Raw genomic sequence first — 25,036 nt, 5'->3', positions numbered from 1 at the left:
CAGAAGCGTGCTTCTTTTCATCAAATTCAGCCCCTCTGTAACATTTTAAAATTTGATGCCAGAATACAGAACAATCTTTTAAAGGCACAAAAATAAATTCGGTGCTAGAAATACAAAAAAGCGGTCCTATGAAGCATAGAACCATACAACACGACAAATTTACTTTTTCAACAGCTCTATATGATCTCTGATTTTTTCAAACATAGTCAGACAGGAGGTCATAATTTTGCTGCTCCCCATGGCTATCGATTGATTCAAGCCTTCTAACATAAGCTCTGTGGCAGAATGGATGTCCTTACTTTCGTTGAAGCGATACACCGCCAGATCTCCTAGAAACTGAACATATCTCTCTTTTATTATCGCCGGTTTATACTCACCAAACTCAGCTTTTTCCGATTGATAAGGTACATACTCCGCAAAACGTTCCAAGATCGCATCAATATTGAAATGATATAGATTTGCGGCTTGGATCATATGCCACAGAGCAGTGAATATCTCAGCTTTGCGGGTTGCTATATAATTAGCATATTCATGAATAATATGAACTTCTCCTGACATCAGCCGATACAGATACCTGTTTGCAACAGCCCACTCTGAGAATTGCCTTATAATATGTTGAGCTTGCTCATCTTTCTCTCGAATCCAGCTTTCCCCGCCATCGTACAAACTCACAAGTTCAAGTGCTCTTTTGTAATCACCACACTTCTCACTTGCTGTAGATTGAGCCAAATAGGCATATAAAATATAGTAATAAAGCGGTCTTTCTGTCCCCTTTTCGACTTCTGCCGGACGAACAGAACAGCCGCACCATTCATATTGTATCGTTGCAATTCGTTGCATTTCTACGGCTAATGTATTCACTTTCTCCCATTTATGGGCCGTTCCAAAAACATTCATGAGCAACTTCAACGCTTCAAGCTGATAAGTTTCATCAAGTCGATTAACATAGGTTTCAAACTGAGTTGCCGCACGCACATTTTCTTCTATATCTTCTCCCAGATCAATGACAAACAAACGATACTGACATATCGCAAGTCGTTCAGAATGTTGATACTTCTCTGCTTCACATACACCTCTATATAGAATAGCCGCTGCCAAGTGTTTATTATTTGCAAACAATTCTTCAGCGATATCAAATAACACAGAAACATAAGAAAGATCCTCCAATAAAAGGATCGTGACCTGCCGAATGCAATCTAGACGTTCAAAATCAGCACAGCGAAATATAAACGGTCGTATACGTCTGATGGAAATTGAAAATGAGAAACATTCCTCAACGTAATCATTATAAAAGTAATCTTCGGGTAGCCCCATTCCAGAGGTAATTGCTGCGAGTTGATTCATGGATATGGGCCTATTCCCTTGTAATATTCGGCTGAGCGTTCCCGAGTTTATGCCTGACGCCATAGCAAAGTGAGAATGTTTAATTTGATTGTCCTGTATATGTTTTATCAATTTCTCTCGAATTGAGTTTGTCCGATCCATCATGCTCACCCCACAAATATACAAATAATAGGATGGAAACCCATATATAATGATACTAGTTAAGAATCAATTCATGGTCAACAGCTAGTATCCTCTAACACGTGATATTCAAAAAGAGAGATTGGAAACGATCTGGCTTCATTCAATCCATCTCTTAACATTCGCCCCCAGCTTGCTCATTCTCAACTTAACGCATCATTACCTTATGTCTTTGAGCAGGTTTGGTGTGAGGTACGCTTGTTGGATGGGTTTGAGATTCCCCCCTCTAACTCTAACGTTTCCAGATGAGCTTATTTGGGGCATATTAGGCTGTCTAGAATTCTAACGATCTCCAGAGACCTTATTTCGCTGTAAACACCACATAAACGCTGTTTCTCACATCAATTTCTTCAAATAAGGTTTCCTGGGATCGTTAGAAAATAAAAACATGTGATATCGCCTAAATAGTGTTTCTGGAGATCGTTAGAGTTTTGACCACATCAGGAGGATAGAGCATTGGAGAAAAAAATGACTTACAAGCTTCGACAGCAAGCACCAAAAGACTGTGTCTAAATCCGATTCAGAATTTAGGCACAGCCTCTGTTCCCTTTTCAAACAGCATCCGACGTAAGAGATCATTATTTTCAACTGGAGAAGGAGGCTATATAAGTTGAATTAAACGTTTTACACAATCCCACTCCGATGACAAAACAACCTTCCAATCACTGTTATCACCAGATTTTTTGTCCTCTCCGTTCACGTGTAAATGAATAGATCAACTGATATAGATTGTCCTGCACCAACTCCAGCTGCAGTCACAGCTGAAATCCCAATTCCAGCTTCAAATTTGTCTCAAGTCTCATTTGTAGCTTCTTATTTTAAATCAAGTTCCATTGCCTGCTCCGGTTGCCGTTCCACCTCCAGCTCAAGCTCCAGATTCGACTGTAGCTATTCTCCCCGGCTCCGGCTCCTACTCCTACTCCTACTCCTACTCTGTACCATTTATGTCTGCTCCGCTACCTAGTTCAAGTTCCGGTGCCAGCTTACTCAAAGGGCATCCAGCCATCCGCCCCGGATAGAACAAGCGATAGCGCATACTCCGCAGCTTCTTCATCCGTCAATATCCGTGACCATGGAACACGCTGATCTGCACGTCCAGCGCCAGGACCGGCACTTTTGTATTCTGCATACTGAACCGTAGCTTCAGCATCTGCTTTATTCCAATTATGCCAGCCCTCCTGCTTCACATGTGCACCCATCCAGCAGTTCAGGAAACAGACTTTCGCATCATTCCGCCAAGGCCTGCCCAGATACACCGATTGCGGAGGAGCATTGCTGGTCAGATCACACTCAACAAATACATAGCCGTAACGTACATCCGCCGGTGTGGAAGCGGCCGTGATCCAGCCATTCACCTGTCCTTCGGAGACCTCCGCTTCAGTCAGACGGCTCTTCGTAAAAATCTCGCAGCCCTTGAACACCACCGTGGCCGAGCCAAAAATAAAATCGATATCCCCTTCGATATAACAATTCTCGAAATACTGTCTTAATTTGCGCCGCTCCGCACCGTCACGCGGCCCGCCAAAATAACTGCGGTCCAAGGGCTGCTCGGGCAGCGGACCGGTGAAGATCGTATCCTGATGGCCGATAAAATGGCAGCGGCGAAACACTGCACGATCTCCGTCCACGTACACGGCCAGCGCCTGACCGACATCTTTGCCCGGACCAGCCGAGTTTACAAATGACAAGCCCTCTGCCGTAAAATCATCCGCACCGATAAACGCTGTATAGGAATGAAATGTATGATACTGGGAGCCGTCTGGGAATCGCTTGAGCGCATGATCATCATATGTGATGATGGTATGCTCCGCTCCCTCACCGATAAGATGAATACCCGGTTTCTCCACATGCAGCTTCTCATAATAAACGCCAGCCTTCACTCGAATCAGAAGACTACCTCCATCACCATTGCTACCGCCAACACCGCCAGTGCTGTTGTCTGGCAACGCATCGATCGCAGCCTGGATGCTCGAATAATCCCCCGTTCCATCAGAAGCAACGGTGAGGCAAGGACCGGAGCCCGATGATCCCAATGCCCCCGCCGCTGCACCTTCTTCTGCCAAGCGCTGATCCGTCATGGCAACCGCTCCATCTCGATGGCAGCCAGCAGCAACGGAGCAACACCCATAAAGGAATCGCTTACAACAGCCTCGCTCACATAGTAGCTATAGGAGCCATCCCGGTCCAGACTCAGCCCTGCCCCATGGCATATGCCATTTAACCGTACACCATCAGCCGTTTCCTCCACCAATCTGGAAGTAAGACCCTGCCAGCCTTTCTCGGCTGCTGCCCTGAAATGAGGCTCCAGATAACGAAGACGTACACCTTTGGCAAGCGCATATACAAACATGCTTGAACCCGAAGCTTCGAGATAGTTCCCTTTGCGGAAGCCCTGATCCAGTACTTGGAACCATAATCCGCTTTCCGGCTCCTGCACCCGAACCAACGCATTACACATGCGCTCGAAGATGCCAATGATTGTGCCCCGCTTCGGATGGTTCAGCGGAAAATACTCCACACTGTCCACAATAGCCATGGCATACCAGCCCATCGCCCGGCTCCAGAAGTGCGGCGAACAGCCGGTCACCGAATCGGCCCAGACCTGCTCCTTCGATTCATCCCAGCCATGATACAGAAGCCCGGTGCGCGGATCACGTGTCTTTTGTTCAATCAGCAATATTTGATGCGCTACCTCATCCCATAACTCTGGATGCTGAAATGTCTTTGCATATTGAGAGAGGAAGGGTGAGGACATATACAGACCGTCCAGCCACATCTGGAACGGATAGATTTTTTTGTGCCAGAATCCACCTTCTGACGTTCGAGGCTGACCTGCGAGCTGCGCGGCAAGAAGATGTGCTGCTTCGGCATAACGATCATCCACTGCACCATGCAGTAACGCAAACAGGTTCTTGCCCTGATTAATCTGATCCAGATTATATTCTTCGAGAGAGTACGTACCAATAGAACCGTCCGGCTGCACGTACAAGTCCATATGTCTTTTCATAAAATCAATATACTCGGGCTTGTTATATAATTCTCCCGTGCGCGCCATCGCCATCAACGTCATGCCTTCCACATACGCCCATCGTCCGGAAGGGAACGCATGGAAGCCTTCATGGTTACACTGCTGCATGATCGTAGCTGCAATTCGCTCTGACCAGGATAACTGCGTCTGTACCTGCATTGTGGTACCTCCTAGTAGTTTGTATTGGTTCGAGTGCTTCCTGAACTATCTTTCTCACCATCATTCTATAACAAGCTTTCTATGAAAGCCGGCACTACGGCCGGCACGCTGCTGTTGAATTGCGCAGATTCAGCCGAGGCTGAATAACAACCGGAACCTCAACCTGCTCGTCACGGATCAGAGATACGATTAGCTCTGCCGCCTGAGCAGCCAGTTCATCGAGCGGCGGACCGATCGTGGTCAGAGCAACCTCTGCATATTGCATATCGGGCAGATCGTCGTAACCGATAATGGATATATCTCGCGGCACACTGTAACCCGCCTCAAGCAATGCCCGGAGTGCCCCTCGCGTCACAAGGTTGTTCAGACCAATAAACGCGGTCGGAGAATCCGGGCCGAATGTATAATCTCGGATAGCAAAGTACCCATCCTCCCAGGAGGAATGCGCTGGCAGCACATGATTCTCGTCAAAAGCGAGACCTGTGCGCTGCAGGGCTTCCCTGTATCCTTCCAGCTTCACATGCTGCGAGTTGCCGATGAATCCAATCCGGCTGTGCCCGAGGGATTTCAGATGCTCCACCGCTTTGAAGAGTCCCTCCTTACGATCGATCTTGATGTAAGGAGAGTTCGGTGCTTCATCTGTACCAAGGACAAAACAGGGCATGTTCAGGGTCGCGAACTTTTTCCAAAATACGTCCCGATTGTCCAGCGCATAATCCCACAGAATACAACCATCCACACGCAGCTGGCTGAATACATCCACCCCGTCATCGGCCACAACCAGGATCATCTGATACCCCCGCTTCTTCAGCTCGGTATGCAGACTGCCCGATATGTTGGAGAAGAGCGGATTGCTGAGCTCATCGAGCACAAACCCGATGATGTTGCTTCTGCCGGTGGAGAGCTGCCGGGCCAGCATATTTTTCCGGTATTGGTGTTTCTCCGCCACCGCAAGCACCTTCTGCTTGGTCGCCGGTTTGATCCGGGGATCATCATTCAGTGCCTTCGATACCGTACTGTAGCTCACTCCCGCCAGTTTGGCTATATCTTTAATGGTAATCAAATTGAATCAACACCTCTCATATGCCTGAAGCCTGTACCCTATTTCTGTGCAGCTTTATAGCGATCATATTGTGCCTGTCTACCTGCAATCACCTGTTCAACATTCATACTTTTCAGTGTTTCGATATAACTGTCAAACTGATCCAGGCTTGCGTCCCCGCTAATAAACTTGAAGTTCATCTCTTCTACATACGTGGTGATGTCGGGCATCGCCATGCTCTCTACGCTTGCTTCATCCGGCAGAGCATACACAAACGGGAACGGCTCACGCACATATTTCTCTAATTCTTTATCTAGCTTCGCATGCCAAGGAGCTACGATGGAATCCGCAGAATCGGTGGATTGAATGTTTGGCAGATTGACCGGACCGATCCCGAGCTTCTGGATATATTCATTGTCTTTACCTTTATCCGTAAATTTCTTCACGCCATTCTCTTCCGTATAGGTGTCATCCTTGATGCCCCAAGTGTAATAGGTCTGTGCTTCTTCACTGACCGCATAATCCAGGAAGCGGAAAGCCAGCTCCGGATTTTTGCTATCCTTACTAATACCGAAGATGCCGCTGACTGGCGTACGCCCGATGTAGAACTGGTCTCCATGCGGCCCTTTTAATGGCAGAATGCCTTTGATGATTGGCTCTTCCGGCTTGTAATCCTTGAAGAGCGGGCTGTAAACCATCGACATATACCAGCTAAAATTAAACGTTGCCCCGGTTACATCCTGCGATATCCGTGACGTAACCTGGTCGCTCGTGGTGCTCGCATAGTCCACCCCAAGCAAACCTTCTTTATACAGACCGTTCAAATATGTCAGGTATTCCTTGTAGGCTGGCTCATAATAGCTGAAATGCACTTTGCCTTGATCATCTGCATAGAAATTGTTCGATAGATCAAGTCCAAACGCTGGACCGAAGGCCATTGGCACAAACTTCGATTCCATGGACAGTGGAATTTCATCCGCTTTGCCGTTGCCGTTCGGATCTTCCGTTTTAAATTTGCGCAGCATCGCTGTAAACTCATCGAGTGTAGTCGGCTCATTTAAGCCCAGCTTTTTCAACCAGCGCTCATTGACCATGAACACAGGCATGTAGTTACGCGTCAGCGTCTGCTGTGGAACATAATACATTTTACCATCTGGCGTTGTTAAACTCGCTTTAACCGATGGCGACTTTTCATATATTTTTTTGAGATTGACGCCGTACTTCTCCACCAGATCATTAATCGGAATAAACAGACCGCTGTTAATGTACTTCATCAATTGATCCTGATCCGGCAGGTACACGATATCCGGGAGTCCTGTACCCGCAGCCAGTCTTGGATTCACCGCATCTGCATAATTTTGAGGAGGGATCAGATCCCAATCCACTTTCACACCCGCATTGCTCTCGATTTTCTTCACAATAGCGGCGGTAGACAAGTCCACATTAGTTGTCCATGCATTAGTTCCAAGAATGGACAGCTTCGCATCCGGTTGATCCGTTACAGGTCCTGCACCCGTATAATTGAATGCCGGCTCCGAGCTGGCAGGTGTATTCCCCGCATCCGTTCCTGCGCCCGTCCCCCCGCTGCAACCCGCCAGACTGATCGCGAGTATCGCTGCAATTACACTTTTTCTTCCTGCCCCTTTGACCTTCATCCATCATTCCTCCTTGGTATGAACCCTTTTGTACTCCCTGAAAAAGCTTGCTCCCCTTCTGCCTGACAATGCTGCCTGGGTAACAAATTCTATCCTTTCACGGCTCCGAGGGTAATGCCCTTAACGAAGTACCGTTGGATAAACGGGTAGATCATCACGATCGGCAGAATGCTGACCACGATGGATACATAACGAACTTGCAGCGTTGAAACCGCCAGTGCACCGGATGTCATCGTACCGCCCATCTTCTGCATCACCTCTGGCGAAGCCATAATCAGCACCCTTCGCAGGAACATCTGGAGGGGCTGCATATCCTGTTTGCCCAGATACAGCAGGGCCGAGAAAAAGTTGTTCCAGTGGAATACCGCATAATACAGCGTCAGTACAGCCAATGTAGGTTTGATGATCGGAACAGCAAGACGGTACAGCATCGTTAACTCATTTGCACCATCAATGCTGGCGCTCTCAAATATCTCATTCGGAATGCCTTCAAAGGCGGAACGGCAGATCATAACGTTAAATGTAATCACCAGCACTGGCAGCACCATTACCCAGCGGGTGTTATACAATCCAAGTGACGTGATCATCATATAGACCGGGATAAGTCCACCGGAGAAATACATCGTAAAGGCAATGAAAAAGTTCAGCTTGCGCCGCAGGAAAAATTGCTGCCTCGACAATGGAAATGCTGCCAGACAGGTTGCCACAATGTTCAGCAGCGTGCCTACAACGGTGTACCAGACGGTGTTATAGAAAGACACCCACAACTCCTTGTATTGCAGCACCATCTGGTAGCCTGAAAGTGTGAAGCCGACAGGCCAGAGCACCACTTTTTGCTTGTCGATTGCATCCACCGAGCTGAAGGAAATGCTGACCACGTACAGGAACGGATATAGGGTGACAACAACGGCCAGGATGGTCAGCAGGTAGACAAAGACATAGAACAATCGGTCACTTCTCGATTTTTGCATCATACAGGCTCTCCTTTAATTCAGTGTGGTTTTACCAGAGTGACATTTTGGTCAGGCGGCGGGTCATGGCATTGGCTGCAAAAACAAGCACAAACGTGATGATGGAATTGAACAGGCCGACCGCTGTTGCGAAGCCATAGTTCTGGCCCTCGATCCCCATCCGGTATACATAGGTGGACAGCACATCCGCTGTTTCATACGTGGCCCCGTTATAGAGCAGATAGACTTTCTCGAAGCCTACACTCATAATGCCGCCGAGCGACAGAAGCAGCAGAATGACAATCGTTGGTTTAATACTAGGAAGTGTCAGATGCCACAGCTCTTGAAATTTGTTCACGCCGTCGATTTTGCCGGAGTCGTACATTTCGGGATCAATGCCCATGATGGCTGCGATGTAGATAATGGAGCTGAAGCCAAAGCTCTGCCAGATGTCGGAACTGGTGAAGATGGTGCGGAACCAGCCGGCGTCCATCATGAAATTTATTTTTTCCATGCCGAGACTTGCGATGAGGGTGTTCACAATACCGTCCGTAGGTGACAAAAAGTTGATAATCATACCGGCCACCACAACGGTGGAGATAAAGTGAGGAAGATAGGTTACGGTTTGCGCGAAGCGTTTAAAGGTGTGGTTCTTAATCTCTACGATGCAGACTGCAAATAGAATGGGGATGGAGAAACCGAACAAGAGCGGCAGAAAAGCCAGCAAAAAGGTGTTGCGCAGCAGTCGCCAGAAGTAAATCGAGTTCACAAACTGCTCAAACCAGCGCAGGCCCACCCACTCTCCGCTAAACATGCCCTGCCCGGGCATAAAATTACGAAATGCCAACAGCACACCAGGCATCGGCAGATACATAAAAATGACGTAATACAGAAAAATGGGTGAAAACATCAGCAGCAAATACTTATCCCGCCGAATCAGGCTGAACAGCGTGGACATGCGTTTTTTCAACGTAAACACTCCCCTTCATCTCATAATTACAACGTTTGAATTTTTGTTTAAAAATAAAATCCTATCTCTTTGCTCAACGTACACCCACATCTGAGATAGATTTAAAAATCAAGTAATCACTTTGATAAACAAGCATATAATATGCAGTTCAACTTAAAGCGTCGACAATTACAACGTTGTAATTTAGCTCTAAATGTATACGCTTACATAAACTTTTTCCCATCTTATCAGAGTCCTCATCGTTTAGCAACAACAAAATTACTGATGACATGCTTTTTTTGAATGATTAGCCCCAGGTCAACCCTTGATCGCAAAATTCGTACACTGGCAGACGCCATAAAAAAAGGCAAGAATAGGATAGCTATTCTGCCTCTGCATTATGATTTATCATATATTTCCGCGGCCTCACATCCGCATTGTCATATATATTACAACTGATTGCGAAACTGCATTGGCGTAACACCTTTGACGCGCTGGAATGCCCTGTAGAACTGACTGACATGTGAGAATCCCAATGCAAAGCTAATTGCCGTCACCGATTCGGTTGTATAACGCAGACGACTGGCGGCTTCCTCCACTCGTAAATTCAGTAGATACTGGTATGGCGTTGAGCCTGTCAGCATTTTGAACGAGCGCATAAAATGATACCTGCTCTGGTGCGCTACCGCTGCCATAGAGTCAATGTCCATCGTGTTTGTAAAGTCACTGTGGATATACTCCAGTACACGCTGCATATGAGGATCTATTCCTGCATGACTTCTAGTAGCGCCAAGGAAATGAGGGCGATGAGGGCCTGATAGCAATAAACCCTTGGGGATCTCTGCCAGTGCGGAGCCATCTCCTCTTACCGATCCGGGCGAATGCTCGGGTACAGACAATATGCGTTCAAGATACTGCTCTACAGCCAGCTCGGTTTCCTGAATAAGCAACGGGTCAGGTTCATCCTCCAGCCCGGTCACATGCCATCCCCGGAACAGCCTGCTGATCTCTGCGGGATCGAAAGCCTGGGTAACCTGTAATTCTGAAGAAACTGCTGTTGAACTGCGGTCCGCCAACCCTCCTGGCAGATTACGAAACTTGATGACAATGACGGCTGCATCTGAACCAATCTGGAAAAAGTGCTCCATCCGGGGCTGCGCAACAACGCCGACTCCAGCCTGTAATGAATAGGTCTGCTGTTCCTGCACCAGCAAGCATTGACCTTTAATCGGCAGGGTTATCTGATACCAGTCATCATGTACATGGGGTTCATTCGCGAACCCGCCAGAAGCCTTCCATAACTTCAAACCATTTAAGGTCATGTTTAATTCCATCGTTTCTCACCTGCTGACATTATAGCAAATCGTGCTTATTTTCCAAGCACTTTTCACAAAGACAAGGTCTGCCGCTATCTTTTATTATGGATAAAAATATCCGAGGTGATCTAAGATGGCACAAGCTGCCTTAAACAAAATTCAACTTAACCACACAGCGAACTGGGCGCTCGCAGGAGTTAGCTTCGCCCATCTGCTGAACGATGCCATGCAAACGGTTGTTACATCTGCCTTTCCGTTGTTTCAGCAGGCCATGCAGCTCAGTTTTGCGCAGATGGGCTGGATCGCCTTCGCGCTAAATATTACCGCTTCGGTGCTGCAGCCGCTGGTCGGCTATATTTCTGATCGCAAACCGATGCCTTTTCTGCTGCCAGGCGGCATGTTATTTTCCTTATTCGGCATTCTCGGATTTGCCTTCTCTTCATCGTTGTGGATGCTGCTCGTATCCGCATCACTGATTGGTATCGGCTCATCCATTCTCCACCCTGAATCCTCGCGTGTAGCTCATCTGGCAGCTGGACGAGGTCGCGGCATGGCACAGTCCATCTTTCAGGTTGGCGGAAATACCGGGCAGGCTCTTGCTCCCCTGCTGGTAGCATTTGTACTGCTTCCGCATGGTCAGCTGCAATTTCTGTGGCTGATGGTCTTTGCCCTTATCGGCATTGTTATCCAGGCCTCGGTTAGTCGTTGGTACAAAAACAAGCTGAACGCCGAACGCATCCATCGGGCACAGTCTGTACAGCATGCGCCGCATGAATCTGAAGCACCGCTTCAGCCCGTGAGTCGAAGACGAATCGTAATATCCATGAGTGTTCTCATCCTGCTGTTATTCTCCAAGTTTGTTTATATTGCGGCTATGACAGGATACTACGCCTTTTATTATACGGATGTGCATCATCTTCCACTCTCGAAGGCACAGCTCTGCTTGTTTATCCTTCAATTCGCAGGCATGCTCGGGACCCTGCTTGGCGGACCACTCGCAGACCGCTTCGGACGCAAACCGATGATCTGGTTTTCCATTGCGGGTACTGCTCCGTTCTCACTTCTGCTTCCTTATGCAGGCCCCGTCTTGTCCATGGTGCTGTGTGGCATCATCGGATTAATCCTGATGTCCGGCTTCAGTGTTATTATTGTCTACGCTCAGGAATTGCTTCCGCGTCACATTGGTACAGTATCGGGTTTGTTTTTCGGTCTGTCGTTTGGCATGGCTGGACTTGGCTCGGTGGTCATCGGTTCTCTGATCGATATGACCAGCCTTTCATTCGTCATCCGACTGTGTTCCTTTCTGCCCCTGATTGGCGTGTGTGCTGTATTCTTGCGCCGTGATCAACCCGCTAAAGTCTAACAAGCTATTGAAACTTCAACAGCAGGTTCAATACAATAAGATGAGGATCAGGACGAGCGATATTTAACAGAGAGAAGGAATAGTCAAATGATGATTGATGTACAGCATGTCACTTGGAAAAGAGGGCCGCTCACGCTGCTGCACGATGTCAGCTGGCGTGTACACAAGGGCGAACACTGGGCGCTGCTTGGCCTGAATGGCTCAGGCAAAACAACGCTTCTCAACATGATCACTGGCTACCTGTGGCCCACGGAAGGCAGCATCTCGGTGCTCGGCCATGAATACGGCAGTGTGGACCTGAGGGAATTGCGGAAGTCCATCGGCTGGGTCAGCTCTTCCCTGCAAGAGAAGCTGTATGCGACTGACCGCACACAATATGTGGTTATCAGCGGCAAACATGCCACGATTGGTCTGTATGACAAGCTGGAAGGCGAGGATCTGGAACAGGCCAAGCACTGGATGCAGACACTTGGCTGTGAGCATCTCTGGGACCGCGAATACCGGACATGTTCTCAAGGGGAGAAGCAGAAGCTGCTCATTGCCCGCGCTCTGATGGCGAACCCGCAGCTGCTTATTCTGGACGAGCCCTGCAATGGACTCGATCTATTTTCCCGTGAGCATCTGCTGCAAAGCATTCAGGAGCTGACCGAACGCCCGGATACTCCTTCGCTGATCTATGTAACACACCATACAGAGGAAATACTGCCTGTTTTCAGGCATAGTCTTCTGCTCCGGCGGGGAGAGGTCTTCGGGAACGGGCTCACGGAGGAGCTGATGACTCAGGATGTGTTAAGTGATTTCTTCGAAGCACCAGTAGAGGTGGATCGGCATGGTGAGCGGGTCTATGTCCGGGCGGCATCGTCTCAAGGCCAGAAATAGCAAGCTATACGGCTATACAAATTTTAGCTAAGCAAATTGAATTAAAGAATCGACGGCTTTAGAATCTGACACAAAGCTGGTCCATGATCGGTGAAGAGGGGCTGTAATGGGGCAAGAATACCAGCATATGCAGGCTGCTCAATCAGGGCTTGTCTGAAAACGCTGAAGAAAGCCAATTTTGCCGAATTTTCGTTCCAAGTAAGGAAGTTTCCCGCAGGCGTACCGGGGCACGTCAAGAGGGATTTGACGTAGCAGGGGGCGATAAAGGGGTGAAAGATGCACTTCATTAGGTTTCAAGATACGCCCTAGGAGATGGAATCCTAACGATCCTCAGGAAGCTTATTTGCCCTGAATCGGGGGCACCAGAATTCTAACGATCTCCAGGAGGCTTATTTTATTCGAAATACTGAATAATGCCCATAAACAGGTTGATCTCAGCCGAATAGCGTCTCTGTGAATCGTTAGAATTTTCCAAAGCCCAAAAACGCCGAAATAAGGCTTCTCCTGATCGTTAGCGCTCGTAGTGGCAAACTTGCCATGGGAGATGGGCGAAATTTTGCCGCTGTGTCTCGATGGATGAAGACAGAAAAGCCTGAAATAACGGACTGTGGGGATAAAAAAATACACAAAGCCCGAAATCTTATCCACATGTGGATAGTTTTTGGGCTTTTTACTCCTATATGTTGTGTTATCCACGGTTTTCTGTGCAGAACTTTGGCTTATCTGAGTATAACTTAACTTTTGCGATCCACGCATCCAGCCTTCCCGGCTTCTGGTTGTAGTTCAATCCAGTTTACGGGCTGCCAGGAACAGGAATAGCGGGATGCGTTTTCTTCGCTCGTAGGTCTCTTCATCCGTGAAGTAGGCACGCTGCGGTGCAGATTCACGCAGCTGCTCCACACGGAATCCGGCCTGCTGCAGCGCAGTATAATAGGATTCTACGGAACGGTGCATTTTCTTCACAGAACCCCCGAGCCACTGCTGCTCCCGATATCCTTCAACGAAATATTGATCCACAACCCAGTTCGTACGCATGCCTGAAGGCTGAAGCGTTGAAGTAATGACTGGATGCTCCACCGAGAAGACAAACAGCCCCTGCTTACGCAGCGTAGCATATACTCTCCGGAACAGGCTGTTCACATCCTCAATATAGTGAATAGCCAATCTTGATATCGCAAGGTCATATGTATCGGCGGGATACGTCCATTCCTCCAGATAAGAGTGCTCGATTCGGGCATTTAACCCCTTAACCGAGTCGCGGGCGGCTGTGACCATATTGATTGAGCCCTCAACGCCTGTATAGGCCGAGCCCTTGTGCCTTTCTCCCAGCAGCTCTGCGGCAAATCTCGCATCCCCGCAGCCGAGATCCAGAATGTTCTTGCCTGAGGCATCCCCGATCAGCTCCAGCATAACCGGCTTCTCCAGTGTATCATTGGCATTGTCCCGTCCTTGGCGGTGTTCCATATACGTCTGAAATACAGCATCATTATCATAAAAATCCGAGCCCTTTTCACTCATCCTTTACTAACCTCCGTTCCGTTCATTCATTTGACGCTCATTAACACATTCTTTTGCCACCTATTATCTGTAAAAGTATACCAAATATAACAAGCTCCCGCCATGACAAAAAGACCGCTTACGGATTAATTATCCGTAAACAGCCTTAACACTGAAGAGGACAGAAAAAAACTGAAAAAGCGAAGCGTTCGCCTGAAAGTTTTCTACAAGAAAGCTGCATCGGAAGCAGGCTTCGCTGTTATCACTGGATTTTCCCTTTTGAAAAGGGGCGATTGTCTATCCAAAACGTTCCGTTTTGTACCATTTGCTCTCGCGTTTGCGTATTTTGTCCAGCAGCAAATTGTAGAATGCGCGAATCGAAATCAGGATGAACAGCTGCGCATAGGTAAAATACGATACACACGCATAGATAAAATTGCGGGTGTTGCTCTGCCCGATATCCGCTGCCAGTGCCAGATTGATTTGCAGCACATAGATAAAGTACATCAAGGCCCAGCCAATAACCAGATACACATAGGCATCGCCGGCAAACTGGAATGGCGAACGAACCTCCGGTTTGAAGATGGCAATGACCTGGTACACAAGGTTCACCACAAAGATAATGTCAGACACGATAATCGCCAGCATAAACCAGAAATAACTGACCGCATAATACAGCACCAGCAATTTATTGCGCCAGCTTGAGCGATTAAACAGGTTATGAATGTTATCCAGTACAACCTGATAGTTGCCCTTCGCCCAGCGCTCGCGCTGCTTCATGTATACACGCAGCTGCTCCGGCTCCTGCTGATACGCTTCTGCTTGCGGTGCAAGCGCGACCAGCTGGCCGCGGTTCATAATCTCGAACGACAGAGCCGTATCCTCGGTAATGGCGGTCACATCCCAACCGCCGATTTCGCGGATAAGCTTGCTTTTGATAATGTAATTCGTGCCCGGAATGGTTCCAAGTTTGAACAGCTCCCACAGTCCTGTGTGGTATATACGCTGGGAAGTTATAATCTCCAGATTGATGCATTTGGAGAGAAAATTCTGCCCCCGGTTACGTGCCTTGTTCCGGCCAAATACGACACCATAACGTTCAGGGTCTTCCAGGGATTTTTGTGCCAGAAACATGAGTGAGTTACGCTCGGGTGCGGCGTCCGCATCAAATATGCAGATCCATTCTCCCGTCGCCAGCCCCAGCCCGTCGTTTAGCGCGCCGGACTTGCCTCCGGTGCCCTTACGCTCGAGAACGGTAACATTGCGATGCGCATAACTCGTTTGACCCAGAAAGGTATGCAGTCGCTCTGCCGTATCATCCGTGCAATTATCCGCAATGACGATGAGCTGTATCTTGTCTTCAGGATAATTCAGACGCAGAATGTGCTCCACGGTTGCCACAATGACGAGCCCTTCGTTATGAGCAGGTACCATCACCGTGACGGTTGGATAATGATCCATATTTTCTGGAATCTGAATACCTCTCTTCTCCTGCTTGCGAATAAAACGAATTGCACCTGCCATAATAACAATCGATTCAAATACAGCAATCCAGATACTGAATATCGACAAGATCAGAATGATGTCAGCCACCCGTTTTCCTCCGATCATATCTGCGGATCACCCTGGAGCGAAAACGAAGCGTCGCAATGGTTAACAGGATCGTAAATACCGCAAAGATGCAGCTGACAGCAATACAGATCGGAATAAACCAAGTCATATAATCCATTCGTCTCCGCCCCTTCCCGTTAGATGTATTCTCCAATCAGATCCGTCTCCGTATTACGTTCCAGTGCAGCAAGCACAGCGTCGATATTGTCATACTTGCTGAACTGCTCCTTCTGGAACACGAGTGCACCGGATTTAATTACCGTCTGCAGGTCGTTCCCCCGCTTGTCGAGCACCTCCAGATCCATCACATTTTTTTTGATCCGGCGGGTCAGCATCGGTAAATAATCGGTATTCACCATCGGACACAGAATGACAAACCGGCCGCGGTCTACAAAAAATTTGTAATCCTCATAGCGAATCTGCTTCTGGATCGTCTGAGAAATCTCTAGCAAGAACTGCGCATATCGCACGGAACCAAGCGACTCCATCACAAGCGGCAGAAATTCAATCTTGAACATGGCAATGCAGAATCCATAACAATCGGAATACCGGCGGGCAAGGTTGCTCTGTTTGATTAATGTATCTGCAAGCGCCTGCTTGTTGCCTAGTGTCGTGTCCAGATCAATCTCGGGATTGTGGTCCTTCATCTGCTCCAGACGTTCAATAATGCGTGCGCTCCGCACCAGCCTTCTCTTGATAACAGCTGAGATCGCCAAGTTCGCCGGGATAAGCAGCCACCACGAAAACACCAGTACATTGGAATCTGCAAATGTTACCAACCACACAAAATAAATGACCAGATATACAAAACCAAGGACAACCGATACGCCAACAGGCAGTAAAAGTCCTAAAGCGAGCGCCGCAAGTGATGCGGTGCTTAAACCGATATGAAGCAGGGTATAGCTCTGATTCATGTACAGATGCAGATACACCAGAAGTTGCTGCAAGATGGCAAGGCCGATCAAAATGGCATATCCCCAGGCAAGACGATGGGTAATCGCGTTATTTTTCATAGGTCTCCTACTTTTTCAGCAAATTATACAAAGCCGTTTCCCCGAGAAGCGGAAACAGATTATCGAACAGATGTGTGTTTCCATCAAACACATAACCGCCCGGATAACGGGAATCCTCCCCCCGCAAGGTGATCATATGCTTGTACAGCTGTTTGCCCCAAGCTTCTTCACCTGAACGAACAGCAAGCAGCATCGTGAGGCCGTACACCGAAGCTGATTCGTAATTCACAGCTGGTGTGCGAGTTGTGCGTTCATACTGGCCGGGAAGCTGGCCCCGAGTCTCGAACTCTTTTTTCAGAAATGCAATAAGCTTGTCAGGTCTGCTGCCTGACTCCATCACATGATTCGCCACGATGAGCTGATCAATCAGATTCACCTTGGTATCGTAGGTATACATCTCGTTTATAACATCAAAGCTCTTCGGATAGAATAGTCCATCATCAGGCATTTTATGCAGTACGCTGACGTAGCGCTCATAAGCTTTCGGTTCCAGCATCTGATGATCTCTCATCGCTTTCAGTGCGAGCAGGTCGATATACACAAGACTTAACGTATTGGTGGAATTTCTGCCTTCAAAATCATAAAAATCAACCATGTAACCCCGCTGCTCGGTTCGCTGTGTCAAGGTTCTTGCCAGAGCCGATGCTGTGGCCAGCTTTTCTGCTCTACCTTGCTCCCAGCGGTCAGCCGCTTGCAGCAGCGCTCCCATAATTCGCAGATCATCGCCCAGCGCATTGGTCGCTACATGAGCCTTGCCCTGCGTATCCAGCTTCCAGGCGATATAGAGATCAGGCCGGATCACATAATACGTCTGGAGCTGGGAATAAGCCTTCTGGAACAAGGGCTCATCATCCATTGCCAAAGCATACTGCATCCACAACCCCAGCGATTCCGACAATGCCTCTCTTCCCGCTACGATATCCGCTTTCTCAGACACCGCATCCTTCAGATAGGTAGCCAGCGTACCATTGGGATTTGTCATGTGCTCTTCAATAAAGAGAGCTGTAGGCGAAACCTTTTCCATCACAAACCGCTCCCTCCAAAGCAGTAAAATTGCCACAGATAAAGCGGCAAGCAGCAGTATGTACCATGAGCGTTTATTGCGAAAAATAAATTTCACACCATTCCTCCTGACAGGGATATAAGACAGAGCAGCAGTACCTCTTCTGACAAGAGAAGCAGGTCTTATCCAAAGTGTGCGCTTATTCATCGTTATCCATGTATGAGCGGCGACCGCCCTTTTTAACGAATTTCCAATCTACCTCGATGTTATGCCTCATTCTGCGCAAAAGCTGTATCGCTGTCTGAATCTCATCTTCTGTCAATCCATTCAGTGTCACCTGGTCCGAGTGCACGCCTTCTCTGCGAATAAACTCCCATGCTTCCAGCCCTGCCGCTGTTGGATACAGCACCTTATTCTTCTTATTACCCAATGCAGGCTGTTTGACAATGAAACCATCCGATTCGAGCTTGGTGATGGCCCGGGCTGCAGTTGTACGATCCACTTTGATCAGTTCAGCCAGCTGGTTCGGAATGATGCCGGGATTCTCGCAGATGCGGTACAGATACAAATATTGCCCCCGGGACAGGTTCAGATGCTGGAATTCAACGTTGCTGATGGAGTCCAGACAGCGGGCAATCATGCCAATCTCACGCAGCACCTCTCTTGGCTCATCAAGTGCAAGTGATTCATTCGATTCATTCACAGCGCTCACACTCCTATAAAATTGTTGCATTCACAACATAATTGATGATATAACTACACTAGTTTATCACGTTCGCATTCATTGCGATATTACGATCATGCGAAGGAGAATCGATTGATGAATATAACGATTGTCGATGCTGACAGCCAAGCCCTGCTTGATGCGTGTTTTGCCATTCGGACTGCGATCTTTGTAGAAGAACAGGGCGTATCTGCGGCGGAGGAATTTGATGAATATGATGCATTAGGCACGGAAGCGCGCCATATCCTGCTCTATGTAGACGGGGTGCCAGCTGCCTCTTCAAGACTTCGCATCGTCGAGAATGTCGCCAAGCTGGAGCGCATCTGTGTCATGCTGGATTACCGCAAGCATGGTCTGGGCCGTGTGTTGATCAACAAGCTGGAGGAAATGGCACTCGCGGACGGACTGAAAAAGGCCAAGCTGCACGCCCAAGTACAGGCTTCCGGCTTCTATGAACGTCTGGGCTACGCTCCTGCTTCCGATGTGTTTATGGAGGATGGCATTCCCCATCTGCTGATGACCAAACAGCTGAAATAACGCGTAACCAAAAACGCCTCTACCCTCCACTTCATTCAGTGGTAACGGGATAGAGGCGTTTGACTATTAGCATTAATCGTATGGTGTTGCTGTGCTTAGGTGAAAAGTTTAACCCATAGCAAGACGACTTGCATCTGTTTTTATATCAGACTTGCCCTTAGCTTCGGCTTCCGCATTGTTCTTCATCTGTTTGCTGCGCAGTTGTCCGCAGGCGGCATCAATGTCTGTACCATGCTCCATACGCACCGTTGAATTAATGTTGTTCTTCTTCAACGTATCATAGAAGCCCAGAATGGATTCTTCGGTGCTCCGCTGATACTGGCTGTGCTCATCCACCGGATTGTACGGAATCAGATTCACGCTGACCATGCTCTTGCGGCTGGACAGCAGTTCAGCCAGCTCGGCCGCATGCTCGCGCTGATCATTCACACCCCGAAGCAAAATGTATTCAAACATAATGCGTTTGTTTGTTTTCTCCAGATAATAATCTACAGCATCCATCAATTGTTCAATCGGGAAGGCCCGGTTGATCTTCATGATCTGAGTGCGCAGCTCATTATTCGGCGCATGCAGGGATATTGCCAGGTTGACTTGCAGACTGCTGTCTGCAAACTCCTTGATTTTATCCGGCAGACCGCTTGTGGATACCGTGATCCGTTTCGCAGCCAGCGCCAGCCCCTTGCGATCCTTGATCACTTCGATAAAGTTGCTCATATGCTCGAAGTTGTCAAACGGTTCGCCAATGCCCATCACCACAACGTTCGTGACGCGCTCACCTTGCCCGGCAGCATCCAGATGCCGCTGTACATGCATGATCTGCTCCACAATCTCGCCAGCGGTGAGATCACGGCTTTTCTTGATCAACCCGCTCGCGCAGAAGCTGCAGCCGATGTTGCATCCGACCTGCGTTGTTACGCAGACAGTCAAACCGTATTTTTGCCGCATCAGCACGGTCTCAATCAGGTTGCCGTCTTGCAGACGGAGCAGGAATTTCACCGTACCGTCCGAGGACTCCTGCTTCACATGCTCCTGGAGTGAGTTCATTGTTAAATGCTCCGCAAGTACATCCAGACATTCCTGACGAACATCCGCCATACCTGCAAAATCATGCACTCGCTCCTGGTACAACCACTCCCAGATGCGGGAAGCGCGGGATTTCTTCTGCCCATGCTCGGGCAGCCAGTCACGTAATTGCTCTAATGTTAATCCATATATGGATGATTTAATCATGGTATAAACCTCTTTTCGCAAAAAAGCATATGGCTCATCGGTTGTCTTACCCAAAAAACCTCTACTCTGTATTGTCCCAAAATTAACAGGGGAACACAAGGGCTTTTGCATTTCTTCCAAGAGGTTTTATGCATGGTAAATCTGCGTAACAGCCTGAACAGCTCTCAGACCTTTTAGAAACGAATGATACCAGACGTGTGCAGCAGCACCAGCAGAACGAGAATTGGCGCGACATAACGCAGCATAAACAGCCAGATGCGGAACCAGCGAGAGCTTAGACCGGAAGCCTCGGCAGCCGTTTTCCAGAAATAACCTGCAAAGATCGTAACCAACAGCCCGCCAACCGGCAGCAAAATGTTTGATGCCATGAAGTCCAGCCAGTCGAATACATTTTTCGATCCGATCTTCCACTCCGGGAACAGTCCAAGCGACAATACCGAAGGCAGACCCACGATAAATACCGCCAGAGCAATGCTCCACACCGCACGATTACGGCTCCATGCGAACCGCTCCATGAAATATTTCACGGGAACCTCAAGCAGGGATACGGCAGATGTTAATGCCGCAATCGCCAGCAAAATGAAGAACAAGCCAGCGAACAGGAAGCCTAGCGGCATCGCCGAGAATGCTGCAGGCAGTGCAATGAAGATCAGGGAAGGCCCTTGGTCAGGCGCGATGCCAAACGAGAACGTCGTCGGGAAAATAATCAGCCCTGCGATAAAGGCGTACAGCAGATCGCCTGCACCGACAGCAACCGTTGCGGCGCCAAGAGATTGATTTTTGTCCACATACGAGCCGTAGGTTACAAGAATACCCATCCCGAGCGATAGCGAGAAGAAGGCATGTCCAAGCGCGACAAGTGCCGACTCCGTAGTAAGCTGTGAGAAGTCCGGGTTCAGGAAAAAGGAGACACCTGCCCCTGAGCCGGGCAATGTAATGGCACGAATCATTAGAATAATGAGCAGCACCAACATCGACGGGATCAAAATTTTATTAAACTTCTCGATCCCGTTGGATACACCTTTGGCAACGATCCAAGCTGTAATCAGCACGGAAACGAACTGCCAGACAATCGGCATGTACCCGCCTACAAATGAATTGAATTGTCCGGCATAATCCGGATTGTTAAACAATGTGCCGCTAAACGAAGTTACAGCATAATGCAGCGTCCAGCCTGCAATGATGACATAGAAGGACAGAATGATAAACGGTGTCAACACTTGCAGCAGTCCTGCTGCGAGCCAGCCTTTATGTCCGCCCGCTTTGATAAAAGCGGTAGCAGCACTGCCGCGGCCACTGCGTCCAATCGCAAGCTCCGCAAGCAGGACAGGCAGTCCGATCAGCAGCAGACAGACGATAAAGAGCAGGAAAAACGCCGCCCCTCCGTTTTCACCTGTAATATATGGGAATTTCCACATGTTGCCGAGGCCCACCGAGCTGCCAATAGCCGCCAGAATGAAACCGGCACGTGAGAAACGCTCTCCTTTGCCAGGTTGGTTCGGGTCCAGGTTCGACTTACTCAAATTCATTGTATCTACTCCATCACTTTAAAGTTTTCCCGTAATTATATACTACTCCGTGTGTCAGGTCATGCATAAATCACAATTTGTCGAAAATTTACCATATGGGCTTCATTCCAGTATGCAACAATTAGTTATAGCTTAACCATGAACCTCTCAGAGGAAACACAACGGACGAATACAAAAAAGAGATGCTCCAGACCGCCGTCTATAAGGAAAGGCGCTGAAACATCTCCAATTTTTATAAAGTACATTGTATTCAAAATACAGCTGTGCTGCGCAGTTTATATCTTGATCTCCAGCAGTTCGTATTTGATTACACCCATCGGTGCATTGACATGGATCACACTGCCGACCTCTTTGCCCATTAATTCTTTACCTAGTGGACTCTCATACGAAATTTTATTGTTGGATACATCCGCTTCCGCAGGTCCGACCAGTTGATATTCAATTTTCTCGGCAAACTCCAGATCGTTCAGCAGCACGGTTGAACCGATGCCAACTTTGGTGGAGTCCATATTGTCCGAGCTGATCACTCTTGCCTTGGTCAACATTTTCTCCAGAATCAGGATGCGGGTCTCCATAAATGCCTGATCATCTTTGGCTGAATGATACTCACTGTTCTCCTTCAGGTCCCCGTAACTGATCGCAAGCTTCAGACGTTCTGCAAGCTCCTTGCGCTTCACCGTTTTCAGTTCCTTCAGTTCTTCCTCCAGCTTTTCCAAGCCTTCCTGTGTCAAAATTACTTCATCATTAGCCATGTTTTCCATCTCCTAATCCTGCTATCTATCTCTATTCTAACCTATATCCACTCCAAACGGTTAACATACCCCGGAAAAAGAAATTAAACTCCTGTTGATCGAAATGAGTCCACACCCGAAATATGATATGCGTGCACCATAACCACTATATTTACTATCGCCTAAACTGTACCGGTACAATTAGAGTAAACACGTGTGTGCACTTCAGACGTTCACTTATACAATAAATTCAGGGCCGCAGCTTTCACGGTATTTCACTTGTGGCTCACGATATGACTGAGAGGTGATCGAGATGAATGTTACATTGACTCCATCTGAAATACACGCTTATCTGAAACGGATAGGCATTAATACAATCAAGAAACCCACTCTGGAATTCCTTGCCGAATTGCAGCAGGCACATGTCCACCATCTATCCTGGCAAACGGTCGATATTTTCGCAGGCAGGCCCGCAGGCATTGATCTGCAAGAATCCGTGCAGCTTATCCTGCAAGGACGCAGCGGGTACTGTTTCCATTTAAATGGTGCATTCAGTGTGCTGCTTCAGTCTCTGGGATATACAGTGCATTGGCACCGGGCCGGCGTTCAGCCGCATGGAGAACAACCACGTGTGAACTCGTTCCATCTCGGTTTGTCTGTCTCTATGCCGGATGCGGACCCGAATGTGGAACGTTGGATTGTGGATGTCGGCCTGGGGGGCATGCCTTTTGAACCGCTTCCTCTTCGTTACGGAAACTATGGCCCCGAGCCGTTTACTTATACATTAATGTCTTCTTCCGTTGCTTCCGGTGGGTGGAGACTTGAATACGAGCCTAATGGACCAAGTAAGGGAGTGGACTATGATCCCGAAGAGCTTACCAATCTGGAAGAGTTTATTCCAAAACATGAATTCTACAGCCAATCTGTTGATTCGCCTTGGCATAATGCATTTTTGCTCCGTCAGAGAGATACAGACCACAGCTATGAGCTCAGGGGATGTATGCTGCGCACGCATGGCATCGAAGGCATAAGCAAAACGGAAATTCAAACCTATGATGAATGGAAAAACGTACTAGCCAAGGTTTTCTATGAACCGTTGGTGAATTATACGGAACAGGAGCGCCGAGACATTTGGGATCGGATACAAGTTGCGCATGAAGAATGGAAACGAACACAACTATCCTGAAGCACTGGGGAAAACACCAAAAAAGGATAAATATAGAGGAAAGCCTGTCATCCGCGCCGAATACAACGTCAGGTGATAAATGATGATAACTATACAAGTACTGCAAGTACCCGCTGTTGTACCCGAAGCATACTGGGATCTTTTTCTGTCATCCGTCTCTGAAGAGCGGCGGGCACAGGCTGCACGCTTTATACATCAAGCCGATGCATATCGCTCTGTACTGGGTGAGGTACTGACCCGGGTGACGTTAAGTGAATTAACTGGACTGCCAAGGAAGGAGCTTTCTTTTTCACGTAATGCCTACGGCAAGCCCTGCCTTGTTGCAAATCCCAAGATAGCATTCAACGTCTCCCATTCCGGGGATTGGATCGCTTTAATTTCTGGCGGGACAGCTGAATTAGGTGTGGATGTTGAAAAAATAGCCCCGATTGACCTGCAGATTGCAGAGCGCTTCTTCTCAACACAGGAGAATGCGTATCTGGCAGAACAGCCTGCCGAACAACAGGTAACTACCTTTTATCGCCTATGGACGCTAAAGGAGAGTTACATTAAAGCTATAGGCACAGGTCTGTCACTACCGCTGGATTCTTTTGCTATTCTCCCAAGCGAAGGTTCAGAAGGGAACAAGGTTGGCGATGATCTCCAGTGGCGTTGCACGCAGACTGGGCATACAGAATTAACAGGGCAGCTGGAGCAAGGAGAACCTTCGCTAGATAGCAGCGATGTGTTCAGGCTGACAGATCGCTATGATGGGGCGAACGCGGGGAATATAGATGCGGCTCATAGGAATGCCTTGCAAGTTGCGAGTGATGCAGGTGGTATGCTTGATGCAGGCAATGTGATTGGTGCAGGTGATACGCGTGAGCTGACTCAATGGAGAACTGCGAGTAGCCAGAACACGCGTATCATGCATCATCGTTTTTACAGCCAGCCTCTGGATGCGCAACATATGCTGGCGGCCTGCGCGGCCAAAGGTGAATTGCCAAAGAAACCTGAGATCGTGACACTAGATCAGATATACACCAAGCTAATGTAATGCCGCTCATGCTGAGTTATGACGTTTTTTTAGATAAATTGAGTGGAACTAAAGTTGGCTGGGTATAGGCTCGG

The 25,036-nt window shown here is 48.3% G+C and carries 22 protein-coding genes; 5 read left to right on the top strand and 17 right to left on the bottom strand.

Translation table 11 applies throughout. The features are described 5' to 3' along the window. Positions 1–159 precede the first annotated feature (159 nt). The 8 genes from IEW26_RS27625 to IEW26_RS27590 all read right to left on the bottom strand — a co-directional run bounded on the left by IEW26_RS27625 (position 160) and on the right by IEW26_RS27590 (position 10,641). Positions 160–1,344, bottom strand: coding sequence for a transcriptional regulator (locus IEW26_RS27625; protein ID WP_188594730.1), 1,185 nt, complete (start codon positions 1,342–1,344; stop codon positions 160–162). Between the two features lie 1,163 nt (positions 1,345–2,507). Further along, complete coding sequence (locus tag IEW26_RS27620; protein WP_188594729.1) at positions 2,508–3,602, bottom strand: pectinesterase family protein; 1,095 nt, start codon at positions 3,600–3,602, stop codon at positions 2,508–2,510. Continuing rightward, positions 3,599–4,711, bottom strand: a complete 1,113-nt coding sequence (locus tag IEW26_RS27615) for a glycoside hydrolase family 88/105 protein (protein WP_188594728.1) — start codon at positions 4,709–4,711, stop codon at positions 3,599–3,601. The genes IEW26_RS27620 and IEW26_RS27615 overlap by 4 nt, the downstream gene beginning before the upstream one ends. A gap of 94 nt (positions 4,712–4,805) precedes the next feature. Continuing rightward, the gene (locus tag IEW26_RS27610; protein WP_188594727.1) at positions 4,806–5,774 is read right to left on the bottom strand and encodes a LacI family DNA-binding transcriptional regulator; all 969 of its coding nucleotides are present in this window, start codon (positions 5,772–5,774) and stop codon (positions 4,806–4,808) included. Between the two features lie 38 nt (positions 5,775–5,812). Then, complete coding sequence (locus tag IEW26_RS27605; protein WP_111271257.1) at positions 5,813–7,408, bottom strand: extracellular solute-binding protein; 1,596 nt, start codon at positions 7,406–7,408, stop codon at positions 5,813–5,815. Between the two features lie 89 nt (positions 7,409–7,497). Beyond that, the gene (locus IEW26_RS27600) at positions 7,498–8,382 is read right to left on the bottom strand and encodes a carbohydrate ABC transporter permease (protein WP_229730081.1); all 885 of its coding nucleotides are present in this window, start codon (positions 8,380–8,382) and stop codon (positions 7,498–7,500) included. 28 nt (positions 8,383–8,410) lie between these two features. Next, positions 8,411–9,316 carry an ABC transporter permease gene (locus IEW26_RS27595; RefSeq protein WP_188594751.1) on the bottom strand — a complete coding sequence of 302 codons (906 nt, stop codon included), beginning with the start codon at positions 9,314–9,316 and terminating at the stop codon, positions 8,411–8,413. A gap of 440 nt (positions 9,317–9,756) precedes the next feature. After that, the gene (locus tag IEW26_RS27590) at positions 9,757–10,641 is read right to left on the bottom strand and encodes a helix-turn-helix domain-containing protein (protein ID WP_188594726.1); all 885 of its coding nucleotides are present in this window, start codon (positions 10,639–10,641) and stop codon (positions 9,757–9,759) included. A gap of 115 nt (positions 10,642–10,756) precedes the next feature. On the opposite strand from IEW26_RS27590, the gene IEW26_RS27585 reads away from it, so the two are divergent. Both IEW26_RS27585 and IEW26_RS27580 read left to right on the top strand, forming a co-directional pair. Next, positions 10,757–11,986, top strand: a complete 1,230-nt coding sequence (locus tag IEW26_RS27585; RefSeq protein WP_111271260.1) for an MFS transporter — start codon at positions 10,757–10,759, stop codon at positions 11,984–11,986. A gap of 87 nt (positions 11,987–12,073) precedes the next feature. After that, complete coding sequence (locus tag IEW26_RS27580) at positions 12,074–12,865, top strand: ABC transporter ATP-binding protein (RefSeq protein WP_188594725.1); 792 nt, start codon at positions 12,074–12,076, stop codon at positions 12,863–12,865. A gap of 783 nt (positions 12,866–13,648) precedes the next feature. Here the strand turns inward: IEW26_RS27580 and IEW26_RS27575 are convergent. From IEW26_RS27575 to IEW26_RS27550, 6 genes are all read right to left on the bottom strand, one after another. Further along, positions 13,649–14,383, bottom strand: a complete 735-nt coding sequence (locus tag IEW26_RS27575; protein WP_188594724.1) for a class I SAM-dependent DNA methyltransferase — start codon at positions 14,381–14,383, stop codon at positions 13,649–13,651. Between the two features lie 276 nt (positions 14,384–14,659). Beyond that, positions 14,660–15,955: a glycosyltransferase family 2 protein gene (locus IEW26_RS27570; protein WP_188594723.1), complete on the bottom strand. Its 1,296-nt coding sequence runs from the start codon at positions 15,953–15,955 to the stop codon at positions 14,660–14,662. Further along, the gene (locus tag IEW26_RS27565) at positions 15,948–16,091 is read right to left on the bottom strand and encodes a hypothetical protein (RefSeq protein WP_167434046.1); all 144 of its coding nucleotides are present in this window, start codon (positions 16,089–16,091) and stop codon (positions 15,948–15,950) included. Before IEW26_RS27565 ends, IEW26_RS27570 begins: the two co-directional genes overlap by 8 nt. Positions 16,092–16,110: 19 nt before the next feature. After that, positions 16,111–16,986: a diguanylate cyclase domain-containing protein gene (locus IEW26_RS27560; RefSeq protein WP_188594722.1), complete on the bottom strand. Its 876-nt coding sequence runs from the start codon at positions 16,984–16,986 to the stop codon at positions 16,111–16,113. A gap of 7 nt (positions 16,987–16,993) precedes the next feature. Continuing rightward, positions 16,994–18,106, bottom strand: a complete 1,113-nt coding sequence (locus tag IEW26_RS27555) for a glycosyl hydrolase family 8 (RefSeq protein ID WP_188594721.1) — start codon at positions 18,104–18,106, stop codon at positions 16,994–16,996. An 82-nt stretch (positions 18,107–18,188) separates the two neighbouring features. Continuing rightward, positions 18,189–18,629 carry a MarR family winged helix-turn-helix transcriptional regulator gene (locus IEW26_RS27550; protein WP_229730082.1) on the bottom strand — a complete coding sequence of 147 codons (441 nt, stop codon included), beginning with the start codon at positions 18,627–18,629 and terminating at the stop codon, positions 18,189–18,191. A 180-nt stretch (positions 18,630–18,809) separates the two neighbouring features. Between IEW26_RS27550 and IEW26_RS27545 the strand changes: the two genes are divergently transcribed. Continuing rightward, the gene (locus IEW26_RS27545) at positions 18,810–19,250 is read left to right on the top strand and encodes a GNAT family N-acetyltransferase (RefSeq protein WP_188594719.1); all 441 of its coding nucleotides are present in this window, start codon (positions 18,810–18,812) and stop codon (positions 19,248–19,250) included. 108 nt (positions 19,251–19,358) lie between these two features. Here the strand turns inward: IEW26_RS27545 and rlmN are convergent, their stop codons facing one another. The 3 genes from rlmN to greA all read right to left on the bottom strand — a co-directional run bounded on the left by rlmN (position 19,359) and on the right by greA (position 22,761). Next, a complete protein-coding gene (rlmN, locus tag IEW26_RS27540; protein ID WP_188594718.1) occupies positions 19,359–20,480 on the bottom strand; it encodes a dual-specificity RNA methyltransferase RlmN in 1,122 nt (373 codons plus the stop codon). 173 nt (positions 20,481–20,653) lie between these two features. After that, positions 20,654–22,009: a sodium-dependent transporter gene (locus IEW26_RS27535; protein ID WP_188594717.1), complete on the bottom strand. Its 1,356-nt coding sequence runs from the start codon at positions 22,007–22,009 to the stop codon at positions 20,654–20,656. Between the two features lie 275 nt (positions 22,010–22,284). Continuing rightward, complete coding sequence (greA, locus tag IEW26_RS27530) at positions 22,285–22,761, bottom strand: transcription elongation factor GreA (RefSeq protein WP_188594716.1); 477 nt, start codon at positions 22,759–22,761, stop codon at positions 22,285–22,287. Between the two features lie 292 nt (positions 22,762–23,053). Between greA and IEW26_RS27525 the strand changes: the two genes are divergently transcribed. Both IEW26_RS27525 and IEW26_RS27520 read left to right on the top strand, forming a co-directional pair. Next, the gene (locus tag IEW26_RS27525; RefSeq protein WP_188594715.1) at positions 23,054–23,926 is read left to right on the top strand and encodes an arylamine N-acetyltransferase family protein; all 873 of its coding nucleotides are present in this window, start codon (positions 23,054–23,056) and stop codon (positions 23,924–23,926) included. Positions 23,927–24,008: 82 nt separating this feature from the next. After that, positions 24,009–24,962, top strand: coding sequence for a 4'-phosphopantetheinyl transferase family protein (locus tag IEW26_RS27520; RefSeq protein ID WP_188594714.1), 954 nt, complete (start codon positions 24,009–24,011; stop codon positions 24,960–24,962). The last annotated feature ends 74 nt before the right edge of the window (positions 24,963–25,036 follow it).

Source organism: Paenibacillus silvae, from assembly GCF_014639235.1.
GTDB lineage: Bacteria > Bacillota > Bacilli > Paenibacillales > Paenibacillaceae > Paenibacillus > Paenibacillus silvae.
This window is presented reverse-complemented; position numbering and strand designations above follow the sequence as displayed.